Source organism: Bradyrhizobium manausense, from assembly GCF_018130615.1.
GTDB classification, from domain to species: Bacteria; Pseudomonadota; Alphaproteobacteria; order Rhizobiales; family Xanthobacteraceae; genus Bradyrhizobium; species Bradyrhizobium manausense_A.
Map to the genome: position 1 here is coordinate 21647 of NZ_JAFCKB010000035.1, position 17816 is coordinate 39462.

The 17816-nt window shown below is 59.8% G+C and carries 14 protein-coding genes; 6 read left to right on the top strand and 8 right to left on the bottom strand.

Annotation, left to right across the window (positions count from 1 at the left end; translation table 11 throughout):
- Positions 1-20 precede the first annotated feature (20 nt).
- On the top strand, positions 21-2057 hold the full coding sequence (locus JQ587_RS36175) for a hypothetical protein (protein ID WP_212428536.1): 2037 nt from the start codon (positions 21-23) through the stop codon (positions 2055-2057).
- 182 nt (positions 2058-2239) lie between these two features.
- Here the strand turns inward: JQ587_RS36175 and JQ587_RS36180 are convergent, their stop codons facing one another.
- From JQ587_RS36180 to JQ587_RS36190, 3 genes are read right to left on the bottom strand one after another with little or no spacing between them, the layout of a single operon-like run.
- The gene (locus JQ587_RS36180) at positions 2240-3538 is read right to left on the bottom strand and encodes a Shedu immune nuclease family protein (protein WP_249154695.1); all 1299 of its coding nucleotides are present in this window, start codon (positions 3536-3538) and stop codon (positions 2240-2242) included.
- A 30-nt stretch (positions 3539-3568) separates the two neighbouring features.
- Positions 3569-5125 carry an argonaute/piwi family protein gene (locus JQ587_RS36185; RefSeq protein WP_212428537.1) on the bottom strand — a complete coding sequence of 519 codons (1557 nt, stop codon included), beginning with the start codon at positions 5123-5125 and terminating at the stop codon, positions 3569-3571.
- Positions 5122-7050: a toll/interleukin-1 receptor domain-containing protein gene (locus JQ587_RS36190; RefSeq protein WP_212428538.1), complete on the bottom strand. Its 1929-nt coding sequence runs from the start codon at positions 7048-7050 to the stop codon at positions 5122-5124. Before JQ587_RS36190 ends, JQ587_RS36185 begins: the two co-directional genes overlap by 4 nt.
- A 541-nt stretch (positions 7051-7591) precedes the next feature.
- On the opposite strand from JQ587_RS36190, the gene JQ587_RS36195 reads away from it, so the two are divergent.
- The 3 genes from JQ587_RS36195 to JQ587_RS36205 all read left to right on the top strand — a co-directional run bounded on the left by JQ587_RS36195 (position 7592) and on the right by JQ587_RS36205 (position 12169).
- Positions 7592-8584 carry an AAA family ATPase gene (locus JQ587_RS36195; RefSeq protein ID WP_212428539.1) on the top strand — a complete coding sequence of 331 codons (993 nt, stop codon included), beginning with the start codon at positions 7592-7594 and terminating at the stop codon, positions 8582-8584.
- Between the two features lie 6 nt (positions 8585-8590).
- Entirely contained in the window at positions 8591-10930 is a 2340-nt protein-coding gene (locus JQ587_RS36200; protein WP_349629560.1) for a S8 family peptidase, read from the top strand.
- A gap of 165 nt (positions 10931-11095) precedes the next feature.
- Entirely contained in the window at positions 11096-12169 is a 1074-nt protein-coding gene (locus tag JQ587_RS36205; protein ID WP_194459790.1) for a hypothetical protein, read from the top strand.
- 125 nt (positions 12170-12294) lie between these two features.
- Here the strand turns inward: JQ587_RS36205 and dinB are convergent, their stop codons facing one another.
- From dinB to JQ587_RS36225, 4 genes are read right to left on the bottom strand one after another with little or no spacing between them, the layout of a single operon-like run.
- A complete protein-coding gene (dinB, locus tag JQ587_RS36210) occupies positions 12295-13398 on the bottom strand; it encodes a DNA polymerase IV (protein ID WP_212428540.1) in 1104 nt (367 codons plus the stop codon).
- A complete protein-coding gene (locus tag JQ587_RS36215) occupies positions 13395-14120 on the bottom strand; it encodes an SOS response-associated peptidase (protein WP_212428541.1) in 726 nt (241 codons plus the stop codon). Before JQ587_RS36215 ends, dinB begins: the two co-directional genes overlap by 4 nt.
- 3 nt (positions 14121-14123) lie before the next feature.
- Positions 14124-14573, bottom strand: a complete 450-nt coding sequence (locus JQ587_RS36220) for a hypothetical protein (protein ID WP_212428542.1) — start codon at positions 14571-14573, stop codon at positions 14124-14126.
- A 46-nt stretch (positions 14574-14619) separates the two neighbouring features.
- Positions 14620-15015, bottom strand: coding sequence for a hypothetical protein (locus JQ587_RS36225; protein WP_212428543.1), 396 nt, complete (start codon positions 15013-15015; stop codon positions 14620-14622).
- Positions 15016-15161: 146 nt separating this feature from the next.
- Between JQ587_RS36225 and ku the strand changes: the two genes are divergently transcribed.
- Both ku and JQ587_RS36235 read left to right on the top strand, forming a co-directional pair.
- Positions 15162-16094, top strand: a complete 933-nt coding sequence (gene ku, locus JQ587_RS36230) for a non-homologous end joining protein Ku (RefSeq protein ID WP_212428544.1) — start codon at positions 15162-15164, stop codon at positions 16092-16094.
- A gap of 165 nt (positions 16095-16259) precedes the next feature.
- The gene (locus JQ587_RS36235; RefSeq protein ID WP_212428545.1) at positions 16260-16874 is read left to right on the top strand and encodes a cell envelope biogenesis protein TolA; all 615 of its coding nucleotides are present in this window, start codon (positions 16260-16262) and stop codon (positions 16872-16874) included.
- Between the two features lie 27 nt (positions 16875-16901).
- Here the strand turns inward: JQ587_RS36235 and JQ587_RS36240 are convergent, their stop codons facing one another.
- Positions 16902-17165, bottom strand: coding sequence for a hypothetical protein (locus tag JQ587_RS36240; protein WP_082081432.1), 264 nt, complete (start codon positions 17163-17165; stop codon positions 16902-16904).
- Positions 17166-17816: the final 651 nt, after the last annotated feature.

Below are 17816 nucleotides of genomic sequence, written 5' to 3' on the forward strand. Positions count from 1 at the left end.
TCTGATTGCGGGGCGAGGCAATGCGTTGGGGTATCTTCCTCCTTCTTGGCGTCCTCGCGGGCGCTGGCACGTGGTACGCGCTGTCAGGCGATAATCTTCGTGATATCGTCAACACGCATTGGCCTCCGGTGACGTCTGAGCAGCAGCGCCAGACCGCGATCGATGGCGCGCTTAGCGCCCTGGAGGCGATGCCGACTCCCAACATCGCCGCGGGCGTCGACGTCAAAACGATCGAGATGATCGCGGGCGAGTTGCTCAAGGGCAAGGGCGTCACAAAATTGTCGGTCGAGACCGACCGCCAACTCCTAAAGGTGACGGCAGCTTTCGATCTCTCCTTGCGTCCCGAAGACGCGGGTGACGATCCTCAAAAGCGTGCGTGGATCGAACGCCTCAAGCCACAACTCGCCGGGCGGGCTGAATTCTTCCTGAGCGCCACCACCGCCATGGTCACCGCACCAAAGCGCGCCATACAGGTGAAACTCCTGCCGGCATTCAAATCGCTTCACATCGACAAGATAACGCTCGCGGAGCGTTACGATGTCACCGCTGCCGGCGCGTTCCTTGCGAGCCTTCTCGAGAGTTATGCCGACAATATCATCGGCACGCTGACGAACGCGCCGGTCCTCAATGCCGAGTTGCCCGCCAGCCTTCAGGATCAATTCGATCCGTCTGGGCCGATCAAAATCAACCCTGCATCCGGGAGCAGTTTCAAGCTCACGCTTTCGTCGCAACCCGTCCGCAGCCCCTACGAACTCGGAAGCGCAACGTTACTCATCGACAACAGCCGCGTGATAGTGCTTGCGCAACTCACGCCGCCCGCGAACACGTTAACCGCAAAGACGGCGTCGAAGGGAGCGTTCAGCGATCTTGCTGCCGGCTTCACGCGCCGCATGTCTGATGGATTTGATCTTCGCGAGGTATCAACCGGCGCGTGGGTTGCGGTTGCGAAGGCGCTGATTGCCGACACCTTCAACAGCGCATTCGCACAAGCACAGGCTTGCATCGCAGGTACGGGCGCCATCCCGAAGCAGACCTTCGAGCAGAAGATCCCTACACCGGACGCCTCGGCAATTGATTGCACTCCGAGGGGCGACTGTACGCCGACCCAGGCGTGCGATCTCAAAGAGGACACACGAGATTGCCGCCGTTCTCGCAACTGCCAGCACAATCATGATACGCGTGAGTGCCGCAAATGCGTCGTGGGCGTCTGCGCCAATGATCCGATTTGCGAAGCGGCGAAAGCTTCGCAAAACGCCATCTATGACGCGGATTATACAGCCTGCGTAAATTTGGGTCCCATCTATGATGCTGCCTGCGAAGCCCAAAAGGCGACCCAGAATGGGCTCTATGCCACGCAGAAGGCTCAGTGCGAGGCGGAAAAGTCGACCAAGAAGCTCGCCTGCGAAGCGGAGAAGACGGGCCGCAAGTTGGCTTGCGAGACGTATAAAGGGGCGGTTGACGCACTCCATCGCACCGGCAATGTCGGAAACTTTGACGGCAGCATTTCTGGCACGGGTGATCTTAGGATATGTTTCCGCGACGTGGCATTCGCCCCGGACCTCGCTAAGCTTTCAATGAAGCTTGAAACGACCGGCTCAGTAAGCCTCGATACCAGCTTCAAATTTACGCCGCTCGATGTCGCGGGCCACATTCTCTGTCAGTTGCCGTGGACGGCGGACAAGAATATTCGCGTGACCGTACCGTCCCAGTCGATTGGCGTTGATGTTACCCTGGCACGCTCGCCTGGTGAGCCCGAATACCGTGGGCAGTTGAAGGCGTCTCCCATTCGCTTACACTTCGAGCCGAGCCCAACGTCGCTCGTCCTTCAGAACATTAATTTCTACTTGGCCTGTCCGGTCACGGCGCAACTGGTCAACGGCATGACACTCAACTTGGCGCCCTTTGTTCCGGAACTCCTGAAGGACTACACGCACACCCTCGATCCAATCGATTTCTCGTTTGTCCCGACGATTCCAGATCAGCCGCTGTTCGGACGGACCATCAAGCCCACAGCGTCCGAGACCCCCAAGGCCTTGATCGTTTCCGGTGCACCTTAAGCAGGCGTTGTGATGGAGTGTTGCTCCTCTGAAGCTCCGTCTGGACAGCTATCTCGAGCCCTGGCCGTCGCTCGCATGAACCAGCGGCACATCAAGCAATTATTCGGATCATGCAACTACCCATCTTTGAGTGCGCCTTCATGCTCCAATTGAATGGTATTGTTGCTCCTTACCTCCAGAACCTAGCGTTTCAGGCTCTTCGCTACAAAACTACCCGCGCCTCGACGCTGGGACAGGGACGCGATAACATTATCAAGGCGGCGCACCAGGTCATCATACGTTAGGATGTCCATCATATTAGAATACTTGCGCTTGATCACCTCGAGATCGAACAGTTGATCGTCCGTAAGCGCGGACGTCCCGTCCGCTCGTTTGTCGCGTCCCAACAAGACCATGGCTTTCGGGTTAGTAATTCGGATCTGCATGCCGTTCGGGACCACGCTGGCGTATTTTTTGGTGAGCTGCCGCTCGCCTTCGACGCCCCATTTCGAAAGGTGAAAGAGATATTTCTCGGCCTGCATGACCGTTCCGGATAGCTCCTTCGTCGGAACGCTGTTGCCCCGATAAAGGCCCCGACTCAGCAGCACGTCGTCAAAGGGTTTTTTGATCTCGATGACATCGATACTTCCCCCGGCGTCGATGAGGCAGATGTCGATGAACCTGTTTTTTCGCGTTCCGGGCTTGGAATAAAAATCTGCCACAGTGACGCCTTCGAGCACGGCAACGTATTTTGGAAAGAGCAGGAGGATTACCTTGATGATCAGCCGCTGCCAGTCCTTCTCGCTGTACGATGTTGCATCTCCGAGCCAAGCCAATACGGTTTCGCGCAACAGCACATACTTGTCGATTTCGGCTTGTATGAGGTCAGGCTGATCCAGGGAAGCGGCCGACACAATGGAGCCTCGGCGATCAAGATAGGCCTCGTATTTCTCTCGCGCTGCCGCATTGCCATCGAAAAACTCTCCCACTATCGTCTCAACTCGCGCGGCGGCGTAGCGATCAAGCTCGGTCGAGTTCGGGAATTTTGCCAGAAGCTCGCGGAAAATCTCGACCGGTATCCTGTCTTGCCGCGAACCTCCGACGACGATCTCGCCGGAGGTTGGCTTCACCTTCTCGATGCGCGGGAAAATGCGGATGTTGCGCTCCGCGATGAAGGTCCTGCGCTCGAGGCGGAGGCCGTTGACCGCAATCAGCACATCGTGGTCGCACCCCAAAATCCGGCCCGGAATCCGATAATAGCCAGCTTTCTTCTCCGCGAAGCGGAATTCGTAGATCGGCTCCTCGCCGCCGCGCTTCGAAGGAGCCTTCAACAGGTCGGCGGATTCAAAGGTGAAGCCATTACTTACGGTGACCTCGCCGCCGTCCTTCAGCCGTTTGGAGGCCCACTCAGGATCGTTGTTCTCGACTTCGTACAGGAGGACTAATCCTCGGTCGTCTTCTTCAAAGCTGATCATGCCGGACGACCAATGTTCTGCGCCCATGACCACGGTCGCAAGGAAGCTGGCGCACCCTCAAACATAGAACTTGAATGGCTGACGTTCCTCTCCTTTCGCCGACCCCATGGTGAGAACGTCTCCGACCATCCGCGCAAATCGGACAGTGACGGGCAGGCCATCATTGAAGTTGCAGGAATTGTAGTTGATTTTGGTGAGACCCATGATGTCTGCGAGCACCGTGCGGATGTCCGGCTTTGCGGTTTTGCTCTTCATGACGGTGATATGCAGCGGATTGGGTGTCTCTGGCCCAATGTAAGTATCGAGCTGTGGCACATAACCCGTCGTCCAGAGATAGGCCGTCTGATCATCGAGCAGGAGCGCGGTCCCGCGCAGCACGGGATAGTCGCCATCGCGGAAAAGCTTGGTCTCGCCGCCTGTCGATCGAATGCGGACGCCGATGATGTTGGTTCCTTTCGGCGCCGCCTCGACAAAGGCGTTCCACTCTTCGTCGTTAAAATAGGTCTGCCCATGGATGAAAAGCTCCTTAGGCGGGCCGCCATGCGTCTCGGCGTAGGTCTTCAGCACCAAAGCGAGCAGGTTTTTCGCCGCGGGTGCCTTGAGATGAAACTCGTAATCTCCGGTTTTCCACGGTCCATTAGCACCGCGGAAGACAACACCGTCTCCCTCGTTGAGGAACATCTGCGCCGCGCAGCAGGCATGACCATCGGGGTCGTTGGGCAGGCTCTTGTAGACCATGCCGATGTAACAGACCCCCGGTCGAACGTCGGCCAGCCGCCACGGCGGCTTGGGCTGCGTCTTGTAGTAAAGCCCGGTCGCGAGATTCCAGGCGACCGTTGCGGCATCCTGTGTCTTGCGCAGCGGATAACCGGCCTTATTGAGGAAAGCGTCGGGCGCAATCGTCGTCTCACGGACCAGCTGCGTCGGCGCGATCGCCAGGAATTCGGCTTTGATCCTGCGATGAAAATCGGGAACGTCCTCGAAAATCGCCTCCTCGGTCTGATCAATGGCGCCCATGGCAGCGAGTAGCGGGACACTCTCCTTCGCCTTCTGCCGCTTCGTGAACTCGCCCTTTTCCAGCGGCAGGCCGGTCCGCTTGGACTGAGGCCTGCATCGCTCGTAGACGATTTCGGGCAGAGCCAGGATCCAGACGTCGACGGATCGTTCGTCGTTGCGCAGATGCTGCTTGACGCGATCGATGTAGAGCCGTGCGACCTTGTCGACGGCCTCGTTGAGGTTGACGATGCGCGTTGCGCGATCGATGTCCTTCCACGGAATCGACAGCGCGCTGCATTCGTCCGGATCGAATGAAATGCCGAACGCCTCATCTAAGCCCGGGAAGTTCGTCAGGTGCAACCGATCGGCCTTCTCGCCTTTTCCGGGCGGCGGAACACGGACAGCCGATTTGAGCTTGCGACCCCATGCACGAAAATGCGCGATCCCATCAGTGGTGCCAACCACGCCGACCCGGATTTCCCGGCTTTTCTTCGCCTTGGCGTGAGGTCCATACAGGAACAGTCCGTCCTTGGGATGCGGACTGCGCTGCGAAAACGCAAACTCCAGCGGCGGTTCGCCGAAGTGTTCGACCCGAAGCGATTTGTCCGGAAATCTCATGCGTCGGCCTCGTCATCGTTGTCGGGGCGACCGAGGGTACTGATGTCGGCTTCTTCCTCATCGGCGTCAAGAACATCGGGAAGCGCTGTGCTCACCGGTGAAGTGAACAACATCGGCGCGGCTTCGATTAGGAGCGGAGCGTTCGCCGACAGCGCTAGCCGAACATAGGCCGACTCGCCGGACAATAGCTCAAGGAATGCGAGCATGCGTCCGTGCCACTGCTTGTTACGCCAACCCTTGCAAATGCTTCGGCGCAGCCGGTGTAGCTTCCTTGCGTCATCGATGCCGAGCCCCTCGGCCGTATTGTTGTCGACCGAGAACAATACCCTCGACTTGAGTTTCAGATGCCAGAACGGCCAGAAATAAGGCATCGCAGTAACGCCGAACTGCCAGATATGTCCCTTCGCGACATTGCGCAGCATCGAGGACCGCCGGTCGCCTTGCTTGCCCCAGGGGATGCGGTGTCCCGTCGGTGCCTGCGCGGCCGAAGCGTGAAAGCCGACAGCGTTGGAATATTGATACTCGACGAAGCCTTTCTCTCTGCAGAAGGACAGCCAGGCCTTCTTAATCATTGCAATGACTAGGTTGGAAGCGACTTGACGCTCAATCCCAAGCGCAGAAAAGCCATTGTCGATAAATTCCAGCAGAGGGATCTCGTACTTCAGCTTGAATCGGCCGGCAGACGCGAAGGCGACGTCGACTTCGGATTGTTCAGCAAAAGTGATGATCCCGGCACGCTGTTTCGCGCACGGATAGCCGAAATCCTCGAGCGCCCGATCCAGCAATCGGTCCTCGATCACCCCGGTGCTCTCAAAGAATCGGATGACGTCGGGCGCTTCCGCGGCGCGCAGCCAGTTCGAGGTCAGTCGCTCGGCCTCCTCGACGAGCGGGATCGCGCCACGCCGCCGGAAAATCTCCCAATTCGGATCGATCACCGGCTGGCCGGAAGGACGCGGGACTTTCTGGCGCTGCAGCGCGTCAAGTAGGAGACCGACGCCTTCTCCCCAGCCGCGCACAAAATCGACGGGAACCGCATCCCCGATGCCCTTGACCTTCTTTCCCGGTTCGAGCCGGAGCGGAATAATGAACCGGGAATCGTCGAGCTCCTTGGACAACTCCAGCGCGATGTCGAGATCATCCTGGACATGAGGGTCAGCGAGCGTGGCATCGCGGCAGATGAGCAGAACTTTCACGGCCCGGTATTGGAGCGCCTCATTGATCTGTCGGCGCCATCGGTCGCCGGGCTGAAGCGTGAGGATGTCGGCGAACACGCGGTACCCCTCAGCCTCAAGCTTGGGCGCGAGCCAAAGGGCAAACTCATCGTCGACAGGCGATGCTTTGATCAGAAATATGGTGTCTCGCGCTACTTTCTCGACAGGCGCTGCATTCCCGGCAGCCTCCGCAGGCGGAAGGAGATTGGCAAGAACTGCGGGAACCACCCCGGGCTTTGACAGAGCCTTTCCAACCGCTTCCGTGACAACCATTTCCAGAACCGAGGTGCTCTGCGCCCAAAGCTTTTGATGGGCTTTCTCGATGTCCGGATATTTTCGAAGCAGAGCGTTGAGGTCGCCGGGACCGAAAATGTCGCCCGGCGTTTGCAGCGACGGGCCGATGATCTGCGCTAACGCGTTCTTGTTTTTTGGCGTGAGCGGCGCCGATGTCACGAGGATATAGCGCGTCGCTGCCAGCCGATCGATCGACAGCCGCTCCTTCGCCATTTTTGACTTCAGCGCCGCAAAACCGGACCCGTGGTAGTGCTTCGCCTGCATCACAATCGATCCGTCGGCTCGCGCATGGCGGCCGTCCATCCCGTCGTCCGGGCCTGCCGGAAAGGCCTCGAAGCGCAGGTCTATCTCTCGCCCGACGAGGTCGCGGGCCAGATCTTCAAATTCGCTATGGGACAGACCTGAAAAGTCATAATTCATGCTTCCAGAATGAGTGCTCGTTTCCTAAGCAGTCAAGCGAGGGATCGCGGTATTGCTTGGTCCCTAAGTCTTACCAACAACAAGATAAACCTGCTTTTGTGGACGTGCCCAAGCAACGAAAACAAGCTTCGGTCGCGGAGCGCTGAGCCAGCGAATCTCCAACAACCGCGCATATCCGAAGCCAGCTTCCCACCGCTTCGCTTCGCTGCGCGAGGGCGGTGTCGCCAAGGACGATGCGTTGCCGAAAATGACGAGCGGGTTGGACCTCATACGAGCGATTAGAGGTGGCGCACAAATTCCCGATCCTTGGGCGCGAGCCGACTATTGCGGATTCTCGTTTTGTTCGCTATCTGTTGGGCTTGGCGCATAAGCACCTGTACGTGCCGGCACATGCCCGCCGGATTGGTCGGAGCCAGCCCGCTGAGCCGCTGCCGTCAGCCCGCATCTGGCTGTGGTTGACGTGGTTTTAACGGCTGAAAGGCATGGTGGGACCGGACGATCCAAACTATGTTTGACGCCAAGCTAGATAAGTGGACCGCTAATGGCTCGCGGCGAGTTGATGAAAAAGCTGTTGGCGAGTTACGGCCGGGACGACGAATTCCGGGCGATTGCTGAACAGATCATTCTGGAGGAGGAGCAGAAGAACAACCGCGTTCTAGCTCGGTCGCTCCGCCAAACCCTAGACCATGCCTCGAACCGCGCGCCCCCACCGCGGGCGCTGGCACCGCTCATTCCGTTCCCGGACGCCGCCAACGATTTCGTCGAGCGCGTCGAGCCGGAGCACACCAAGGGCGACATTGTTCTCAGCAAGGCCAATATCCGGATCTTTTCCGGACTAATTCAGGAATTTCGCCGCGCCGATGATATCCGCCGCAGCGGACTCCCGGTGCGCTCGAAGCTGCTGTTCTGTGGACCTCCGGGCTGCGGAAAGACTCTTTGCACCGAGATCTTCGCGGGCGAGCTCGGGCTTCCGCTGTTCGTGGTCAAGATCGACCGCCTGATCTCCTCCTATCTTGGCGAAACCGCGACCAACATTCGCAAGATTTTCGAGTTCGCGCGCAAGCAGCCCTGCGTCCTCTTTCTCGACGAATTTGATGCGCTGGCGCGCTCGCGTGATGATACGAGCGAGCACAACGAGCTGCGGCGCGTGGTCAACAGCCTTTTGATCTTCATCGACCGGATCAAGCCGAAGGGCTTTCTGGTTGCGGCGACCAATCTCGACCAGTCCCTTGACCCCGCGGTCTGGCGCCGCTTCGACGAGGTCATCTGGTTCGAAAAGCCGGACCGGGAGATGATCGAGCATTTCCTGGCGCTGAAATTCAAGAATATCAAAACAGCTTTCGATCTAGTCTCTCATGTCGGTTCGCTGGATGGCTATTCTTTCGCCGAAATCGAACGCATTTGCGTGCAGGCGATCAAGGCCGCCGTAATCGAGCGCCGCAAAGAGGTCCGTGAATCGGACTTCTGTCACGCCGTCGCTGATGAGATTCGACGGCGATCCGGCACCGCACGCCTGCAGCATTTGGAAGACTAATCCGGCGTGCCGCGCTACGACCACCTCCAGCTCCTGCGGCTTCCCGAGCGTCTCGAGCGCCGGAAGCATGGAGGAGGTGGTGCTGCTCCTCAACGAGATGTCGGCGGACATAGCCGCAAGCTTCGGGCCGAGCTCGACACCGCGATCGCGGAGCAGCAACGCCGCCGGCGTCCGGAATTCGTCGACCCGTCGCTCATTCTGCGCGTTCGCATGACCGGAATGACGATGGAGGAAGACTGGGAGCGGCTTGGACTGACCCTCCTCGCGAGCGATGAAGACAAAACCCTGATCCTCTTCGCATCGAATGGCGATCTGCAGGGTTTTCGCGATCGCCTGCAAGCCTATGCGCAGGGAACCCCGCCTGGACAAGCCGCCCCGTCCTACAATGGCTTCATCACCCGCGTCGAAGAGATTGGCGCGGTGGAACCTCGTGATCGTATCGGGCTGCGATTGCGTGAAGAAGGGCTGACCCTGCCTGAAGACTTCGATGCGGACCGGATCTTCGTCCTCGACCTCGAGCTATGGGACATTGGCCGGCGTGAACTCCGCACCCGAAAGCTTGAGCAAATCGCCGAGTACATTGATGCGCGGGGAGGCGAAGTGCTTGACCGCTACGTTGGCCCGTCGATTACGATGCTGCGGGCGCGCATGTCGGGCACCGTAATACAAACGCTTCTCACGGTCGAAGACGTTGCCGATCTCGATCTGCCGCCTGAACCTGATATCGCCACCGGCGAGGCGTTTGAGTTGACCGTCGCCGATTTGCCGGAGACGGACGACCTTGGCAACGACGCGCCGGTCATTGGTATCATCGACAGCGGCGTCAACGATCATCCGTTGCTGGCGGGTGTCATCGTCGGTGCGATCGGCGTGCCGGAAAGGCTCGGCACGGCCGACGATTGGGGCCACGGCACGCGCGTTGCCGGCGTTTCGCTATTTGGCGATCTGCGCGATCAGATTGCTGTTGGCGCGCTGGTACGAGCGGGGCGCATTGCTTCGGCCAAGGTCGTGAACGAACGTGGTCAGTTCGACGAGCGTCGTCTTGTTCCCTCCCAGATGCGCGAAGCCTTGACCACTCTCAATCAGCGTTTCGGTTGTCGGCTCTTTGTGGTCGCGCTCGGTGATCCCAAGCGCACCTATGACGGAGGCAAGGTTGGGCCTTGGGCAGCAACGCTCGATGAACTCGCCCGCGAACTCGATTCCCTCATCATCGTGTCGGCAGGCAATCGCGCGCCCCGCAGCGGCAACCGTCTGGAACAAGCCGTCACGGAGTATCCCGGCTATCTGCTCGAGCCGGCCAACCGTCTGTGTGAGCCTGCGGGCGCCATGAACGTTCTCACGGTCGGCGCGTTGGCGCACGGCGAGGGTCTTGGGCCCGATCTTGTCGAGCACGTTCATATCCGACCCATTACGCGTGCGTTCGAGCCTGCGCCCTTTACGAGGATAGGGCCCGGCATCGGCGGTTCCATCAAGCCGGATCTAGTCGATGTCGGAGGCACAATGGTATTCGATCCCGCAGTAGGACGGCTGCGGCTGGGCGAAGACTTGCCGACCGCCGGTGTTCTCACGCTCCATCATCTGTTTCTTGACCGGTTGTTTACGGCGGGGTCTGGCACGTCCTATGCGGCCCCTCGCGTTGCCCACAAAGCCGCTCAGATTCTTGCGCGCTTTCCCCGTGCATCTGCGAACCTTGTCCGTGCGTTGCTTGCAGGCGCGGCGCGCATTCCGGATGAGGCCCAGCGCAGGCTTCAAACCCTCGGTGACGATGCCATGCGTTCAATCTGCGGCCATGGCGCTGTTGATTCAGAGCGAGCGGCATATTCGGATGATCATCGCGTCGTGCTGTATGCCGAGGATGAATTGGCGCTCGACCACTTTGCGGTCTATCAGTTGCCGATTCCCGAACTGTTCCAGAGTGGCGGTCGTCGCAGCATCCGCGTGACGCTTGCCTTCGACCCCCCAGTTCGTCACACCCGCGCCGACTATGCCGGAATTGGCATGAATTTTCGTCTCGTGCGAGGATGCAGTCCCGATCGGATATTCGAGCACTTCCGACGGAGAACCCAGGAGGAGGGGCGTCAGCCGGATATCGATAATCGTTTCGACTGCGACCTGAAGCCGGGCCCGCGCGAGCGTGAACGCGGAACTCTGCAAACTGCGAGCGTAACGTTTACGCGTGGCACCGAAGCCTATGGCGACAATTATTATCTAGTCGTGCGTTGCGATAGCGGCTGGGCGGGAACGTTCGAAACGCAACAACGCTTTGCAATCGTGGTGGAGTTGACCCATCAAGCAGAAGTGCAATTGTATGAGCGGCTGCGTGCTCGTGTCCGGCTCCAAGGTTGAGCAGAGAGTGGAATGAGCCGTTCGCCACCTTCGTCACGGATCCTGATGCGATACCGACGTCGGTCCGATCCGATTTCTCCGCGCCGCGCTTCACTTCCACCAACGCCGTGTCGCAGACCCGACCGAGCCGGGCGAAATATAGCTGATTGATCTTGAGGGTATGCGATGAAATGGGGAGACAACGCCCGAGATTTTGATACCGCACTGGCGGTGTGGCCGCACTATCGCCCACTGTTCGATAACTGGCTGATGCAGGAACTGGTGGAGCAAGGCGACAAGGCTCCGATCTGGCGCGACCGCAGGGTGCCGACCGAGAATGGACGCGTGCGCGGCGACATCTATCCGGACCGCGAGGCCGCACTATCGGCCGCCGCCTCACTCAATCAGACGCTGCACGACGCGCTCGCAGCGCGCGAGATGGATGCCGCGAGGAAACGTTCGCTCCAGCTTAAAGTCGCAAAGAACCTGCAATCCAAAGAACGCCTTCGCGACGAAGAAGAGCTTATGCTCGCCGAGGCACGTCGCCGGCACGCCAATGATCCGCGACCGGACCCTTCTGCAATTGTGCTGCCTGCGGAGTCAGTTCCTTTTCGTCAGGAATTGAGCGAACAGCTTTCAGACATGCCCTATTTGAGGGTCGTGATCGTGACGGTCCGGGAGACGAATCGCAGTTGGCACCGCTCCATTCTTTACCTCTCGCACGACAATAAATGGTCCAAGCCTTACATCGCCGGCGAGCGATCTGCGGCAAAGGCGATGCGAGCACGAATCGCCAACGGCTTCGGCTACAGCGCCGACGACCATTGGGGAAAGACCAAGGCCAAGATTCGTCAGATCTTGTTGCCCCGCGCCAACCAGTTGCTGCAACTCGCAAGCGTGCAGCGTATGCTGGCGGAAGCGTTGGCCAATGGTCATAAGGTGCTGGTCTCGAACGGCATCGTCTTCTGGTACGAAGAAGATGGCGGCATCGGTTGGCAGATCAAACAGACCACATCCACCAAAGAGTCCGAGGGAAGCACCTTGTGGAAGGAAGGCACAATCCGCTCGATCAACCACGGCCGATTGGTCATTTTGCCTTATATCAAAGAGAGCGGCGAGCAGGTGCGCGGGCACACCAGGAACGGACCGAATGACGGCAGAGCCAAACCACGGCACCCCGATCACTACGTCGATATTCCGTTTGCGCAACTCGACGGTGACCTCATGATCGGTCTGTTCGGCGAATTGCCCTACGAATAACCTGGATCGCCGCGCTAGCGTCACTACACAGCAAGCGGAAGCCTCGGCTCGTTCCGCTCATCGCGGGTTCGCGCGAAGGCTTCTGCGGCGGCGCTAGCAATACGATGATGCGTCAGCTGCGATCGTTAGATCGATAGACCAAGCTGCAGCTCTGCCTCGTTGCCTTGTAACGACGAAAGCGACACCCCCAACAGCCGGACTGGCTTCGAAAAGGGCATCTCGTTCTGAAGCAATGCGACCGATAGGCGTTCGAGGTCCGCGCGACTCGAAACGGCGACGGGTACCGACCTGCAGCGCGTAATCATCTCGAAGTCGTTGAACTTGACCTTCAGAGTCACCGTCCGCCCCCGCGCTCCCTTGTCTTCACAGTGCAGCCAGATCTTGTCTATCAATGGCTGAAGTTCGGCGACCATGGTTTCGAAATCGGTCAGGTCGCTAGAGAAGGTATTCTCTGCGCCGACCGACTTTCGTATTCGATCAGAGCGGACCTCACGGTTGTCGACGCCCCGCGAGATCCAGTAGTAATAGCTGCCGGCCTTCCTGAAGTTTGCCTGCATGAATTCGAGTGACTGGTTTCGCATGTCGAGGCCGGTGTACAGGCCGAGCGAGTTCATCTTGGTGCTGGTCGCCGGCCCGATGCCGTGAAACTTGCCGACGGGGAGGGTTTCGACGAATGTCGGTCCCATCTCGGGGGTGATGACGTACTGGCCGTTGGGCTTGCGGTGGTCGGATGCGAGCTTGGCGAGAAACTTGTTGTAGGAGATGCCGGCAGAGGCGTTGAGGCCGGTTACCTCCTTGATCTTCGCGCGGATCGCTAACGCGATGTCCCGGGCTAACGGAATGCCCTGCAGATTTTCGGTCACGTCGAGGTAGGCCTCGTCCAGCGACAACGGCTCGATGATCGAGGTGTGCTCGGCGAAGATTTCACGGATTTGCAGGGAGACCGCCTTGTAGACCTCGAAGCGGGGCTTGACGAAGATCAGATCGGGGCATTGCCGCTTCGCGGTAACCGATGGCATGGCCGACCTGACGCCGAACTTGCGCGCTTCGTAGCTGGCCGCCGCCACGACGCCGCGCTCCCGGGATCCGCCGACGGCGACCGGCTTGCCGCGAAGATCCGGATTGTCTCGCTGCTCGACGGACGCATAGAAGGCGTCCATGTCGATGTGGATGATCTTGCGTTGGCGGCCCGGGGGAGCTGCCTGCTCGTCATCGTCCTCGATGGTCACGTCGTTAGCCCGGCCGTGTCTTCCTTGACGCCGCGGGCGACGATCTGGAGCGTGCCGTCGGCAAGCGGCCGCTGCAGCTTCAGGGCCTCCTCCAGAGGGGCCGTCATCCAGGTCTCGACTTCGTCCGGCGTCGTCAGGATCACCGGCATTGCCTTCGGGTGGATGGCACCGACCTCGGCATTCGGCTCTGTCGTGAGGAACGCGTACAGGTCGTTGGTCGTCTCACCTTCCTTGACCTTCCTGACTGACGTCCAATTGGTCCAGATGCCGGCAAAGCAGGCGAGGGGACGGGTCTCATCGAGCGCGAACCAGATATCACCGCCCTCAGCCTTGTTGAACTCGCTGAAGGAGTTGAAGGGCACCACGCAGCGGTTTTCGGCTCCTAGCCATCGCGTCCAGTGCTTGCTCTTCACGTTTCGGATGTTGGTCGTTCCGCCGTCCGGCTCCATCCGCAGCAATTCCTTGAAATCCACTGCCTTGCCCTTGGCCTGCAGCTTTTCGGCCCGCTTCTTCGTGGCGTCCATCAGCGCTTTTGACGACGATGGCATCCCCCAGCGCGCAGTGACGAGTTCGCGGCCCTCCGCCCCGTTGCGCACGATCGGTGCCTTGTAATCGGGAAAAACCCCGGGCATCGGCGCCAGATTGCCGACGTATCGGTTCATGACGCGGAACAACGCGCTGATCGCGGCTTGGTTGGTCGTGATCGAGTAGAGATTGCACATCGGTCAGACTTCGGTCCGAGGGTGGCGCGGCTGCCAAGTCAGTTGTAGCAGAGTCGCGGAAGGACGCCGGCCCGCCTTGGCGCATTTGCGGCAGCGCAGCCGGCTGGCGAGATCGTGCACGAAGGTGGTCGGCGGATGCTTCATCGCCGCGAGGTCAACGTCGCTCGGCGTCTTGCAGCGCGCGCACTGGATCTCCAGCCAGGGGAAGCCGCCATTCACCGCTTGATCTATCGTCGGGGATGGATCAATCGGTTCTCCGTCTGACCACATGCGTTCGTTCCAACTCTCGCATAGCAGCTTGTCGGCCCGCTGGATGAGCGCTTCCCCCTTCGCCCGCGTCTCCGCCGATTGGGTAGCCAGGATGTTGGCCATTGCCCGCGCTTTGCCAAGCTCCTTCGCCAGAGCCTTGCGGTCGCCGCCCGACAGCGGCGTAGGGTGATACTTCGGGGCCATCCGGACATCCAGGCGCAAAGAGATCGGATCGGCAATCCGGAGCAGGCTACGGCGTCTCGAACGCTGGCCAGCACCCGTCTTCTTCGTGCCTGCCGGTGCGCTGCTGGCAGGTGTTGTCGAGCAGCCGCTGCGCGACGTCCTTCCAGATCGCGTTGCCGCCATACAATCGGACTGCATCCGCGGCCTGGATTTCCACGGTCCGCGCGCAACGGCGGCAGGAGATGCGCAGGATATGGCGTTGAATTTCCGAAAGACGTCGCTGCCGCATCTCGGCTCCGGTCGCTTCGGCGCGCGGGTCTTTAAGTACCGATTCCCAGTATTCGGCCGGGAGCGGCGCGTCTGGAGCCGCCGCCGGAGGTGCGGGCCTGCGGGCGGCTTGAGCTGCCAGTTTTTCCATCTGCTTTGGGGTCGGCATGCGCCAGCTCGCGGGTCGATCGGTCATTCCGAATTAGAACATAAAGAGAACAAAAGTCGAGTCCGCTTGGGCAGGCAGCCCAGAAAAAATCGTCCTGTTGGCAGGGGCGCGATGTCGGAACCAAGCCTGGCCATTCGTCTTGAATCCAGCGTCAGTATTGGAGTTCCCCCGTCATGGCCCCCCGCGCTAACTGGAAAGGGTTCCTGCGTCTTTCCCTCGTCACCTGTCCGGTAGCGCTCTATCCTGCCACGTCGGAATCCGAAAAAGTCTCGTTCAACCAGCTCAACCGGAAGACCGGCCACCGGATCAAGTACGCCAAAGTCGATGCTGACACAGGCGAGGAGGTCGCCAACGAGGATATCGTCAAGGGCTACAAGGTCGACACCGACACCTTTATTGAGGTGACGAAGGAGGAGCTCGAGAACGTCGCGCTGGAATCGACGCGAACCATCGAGATCGACGAGTTCGTCGACCGCAGCGAGATCGACCCGAGGTATCTGATCCGTCCCTATTACCTGGTGCCGGACGGAAAGGTGGGTCACGACGCCTTCGCCGTCGTCCGCGAAACGATCCGTGAGATGAACAAGGTCGCGATCGGACGGGTGGTGCTCACCAACCGTGAGCACATCATCGCCCTCGAACCCATGGACAAGGGCCTGATGGGGACGCTGCTGCGCTATCCTTACGAAGTGCGTTCTGCAGACGAGTATTTTGACGACATCCAGGATGTCAAAGTCACCAAGGACATGCTTGATCTCGCCAAGCACATCGTCAATCAGAAGGCGGGCCACTTCGATCCGGACAAGTTCGAAGACCAGTACGAAACCGCCCTTCTCGATCTCATCAACGAGAAGCGCGCCGGCAAACCTATCACCGCGAAAGCGCGCCCCCGCGGCGAGAACGTGGTGGATCTGATGGACGCGCTGCGGAAGAGCATCGGACGAGACGCGGCGGCAACGGCTGAGGCTGCGAAGAAACCAGCCAAGAAGGCGCGTAAGGCAGCGGCCGGGCAGAAGGAAATGCTGATGCCGATTGCCGGCAAGAAATCGGCCAAGGAGTCCGCGACAAAGAAGCCGGCGACCAAACCGCAGCGGAAGTCGGCGTAGGGTATCTTTGCGATGGGTTCACGGAAAGCTCGCTCCGACACGCCGGATGCGTCGAGATATTTACCGGGCCGGCCGCCCTGTGCGCCCGCTTTGGAAGTTCTCTGCTCGCGAGGTAGACAGTACGGCTGATCACATGGCAGCGGTCAGCGGGCGGGGAAGGGTCTCATGGCGAGAAAACTGAAGGCCTACCAGACCTCGCTGGGCTTCTTCGATCTGGCGATCGCCGCTCCCTCCATGAAAGCGGCTCTGGAAGCGTGGGGTGCAGACAGCAATCTCTTCCACCAGGGCGCGGCGAACGAAAGCGACGATCCGGACGTCATCGCCACGGCAATGGCAAAGCCTGGCGTCGTTCTCAGGCGCCCGGTTGGAACAGACCGACCTTTCAGCGAACATGCCGAGCTGCCCACCGATCTTGGCGGTGGCGGACCAACGAAAGCCGCCCGCAGGTCGAAAGGGCATAAGGCGAAGGAACCTTCCTCTCGCCCCGTCGACAAGGCTGCCGAACGAAAGGTCGCTCTCGCCTTCGAAAAAGAGCAGAAGCGGCGCCAACTTGAACAGGCAAAGGAAGAGACTGCCAGGCAGAAGGACCGTGAACGCCATCAGCAGGCGGTCGACAAGGCGCAGGCTGCACTGGACAAGGCTGAGCAAGAGCACGCGAAGCGGGCCGCCGCCATGCAGGCCGAGGTCGAGGCTCTCGAGAAGAGATCGCAAGCCGAACAAGCCCGCTGGGATAAGGAGAAGGAGCGATTGGAAGTTACGCTGCGGCGCGCACGGGGTTAGTTTCCGTCATGCTCGGCGCCGCTCCTTCTAATCAGGAGGGCATTCTGGGCAGGTATCACCGATCGAGTTCAGCACGTCGCGAACCTCGGCCGCCGCTGCATCAGGGGAGACGCCTGCAGGCGGGTCTACGCGGGCGATATCGAAGGCCCGCTCCCTTGCGTGCGGATCGGCGCGGTCCTGCATCCAACCATGCTCCTCGCACTCGCGGATGGCGCCAGCTTCCTGAAGCACGTCAATCGCCCATCCGCGCATCGTCCGTATCGCCGGCCTTCGTTCACTTGTCATCAGCATAGAAATGGCTCCCGATAGGACGAATCGTTGTGTCCGCCATTCGTTCCCCTCCTATCACCAGGGCGGGCTTTGTCGAGAAACACCTGAGAAAGGCAGCGGGTGGGCGTGTCCGATGACGCCACTCTCGGCTGTCGTTTCTGACCTATTGGATGTGCACCCTCAGAAAAGGGGTGGCGATTTGATAGTTGCGTATACCGCCACTGCCATATTGACGGACGGCGGCGCATATTTCCGGCCATGACGCAGCCATGGGAATCGGAAGAGGACTACGCGTGTCCGCACTGCGGTGCGATATACGCGGTGACGCTCACCCAGTCACTTTCAACCGACGATGACGGCAAGCCTTGCACGGAATGCGGGGACGCATTGGCATGGTGGCGCAGCACGACGGTGCCGCACTTCAAGCTAAAGGTGCGTAAGAATGGGGATCCGGCATGATCCCGAAGCGCCACCGCAACAAGCAAATTGCTGAACTGTGGTCCTCAGCTCGAGCAAAGACGCAAGGACTAGCTGGGCGCGTGCGGCCGGGGCCGCACCGGGCTCTCGTGAACCGAGCCGCGCGGCGTCTCGGCCTTGCGGCTTCGATCCCTTCTGTAATCCGAGTTGAAAGGTCAAGCCCCTTTTCTCCAGGAGGCGGGATGTCCGGTTTCA

What these genes read in the sequence shown, in the direction of transcription:
- JQ587_RS36190 (WP_212428538.1), bottom strand. Translation starts at nt 7,050, where the DNA reads ATGAATTATGACTTTTCAGGTCTGTCCCATAGCGAATTTGAAGATCTG.
- JQ587_RS36175 (WP_212428536.1), top strand. Translation starts at nt 21, where the DNA reads ATGCGTTGGGGTATCTTCCTCCTTCTTGGCGTCCTCGCGGGCGCTGGC.
- JQ587_RS36225 (WP_212428543.1), bottom strand. Translation starts at nt 15,015, where the DNA reads ATGACCGATCGACCCGCGAGCTGGCGCATGCCGACCCCAAAGCAGATG.
- JQ587_RS36220 (WP_212428542.1), bottom strand. Translation starts at nt 14,573, where the DNA reads ATGGCCCCGAAGTATCACCCTACGCCGCTGTCGGGCGGCGACCGCAAG.
- JQ587_RS36240 (WP_082081432.1), bottom strand. Translation starts at nt 17,165, where the DNA reads ATGCTGATGACAAGTGAACGAAGGCCGGCGATACGGACGATGCGCGGA.
- JQ587_RS36185 (WP_212428537.1), bottom strand. Translation starts at nt 5,125, where the DNA reads ATGAGATTTCCGGACAAATCGCTTCGGGTCGAACACTTCGGCGAACCG.
- JQ587_RS36205 (WP_194459790.1), top strand. Translation starts at nt 11,096, where the DNA reads ATGAAATGGGGAGACAACGCCCGAGATTTTGATACCGCACTGGCGGTG.
- JQ587_RS36215 (WP_212428541.1), bottom strand. Translation starts at nt 14,120, where the DNA reads ATGTGCAATCTCTACTCGATCACGACCAACCAAGCCGCGATCAGCGCG.
- JQ587_RS36235 (WP_212428545.1), top strand. Translation starts at nt 16,260, where the DNA reads ATGGCGAGAAAACTGAAGGCCTACCAGACCTCGCTGGGCTTCTTCGAT.
- JQ587_RS36195 (WP_212428539.1), top strand. Translation starts at nt 7,592, where the DNA reads ATGGCTCGCGGCGAGTTGATGAAAAAGCTGTTGGCGAGTTACGGCCGG.
- ku (WP_212428544.1), top strand. Translation starts at nt 15,162, where the DNA reads ATGGCCCCCCGCGCTAACTGGAAAGGGTTCCTGCGTCTTTCCCTCGTC.
- JQ587_RS36180 (WP_249154695.1), bottom strand. Translation starts at nt 3,538, where the DNA reads ATGGGCGCAGAACATTGGTCGTCCGGCATGATCAGCTTTGAAGAAGAC.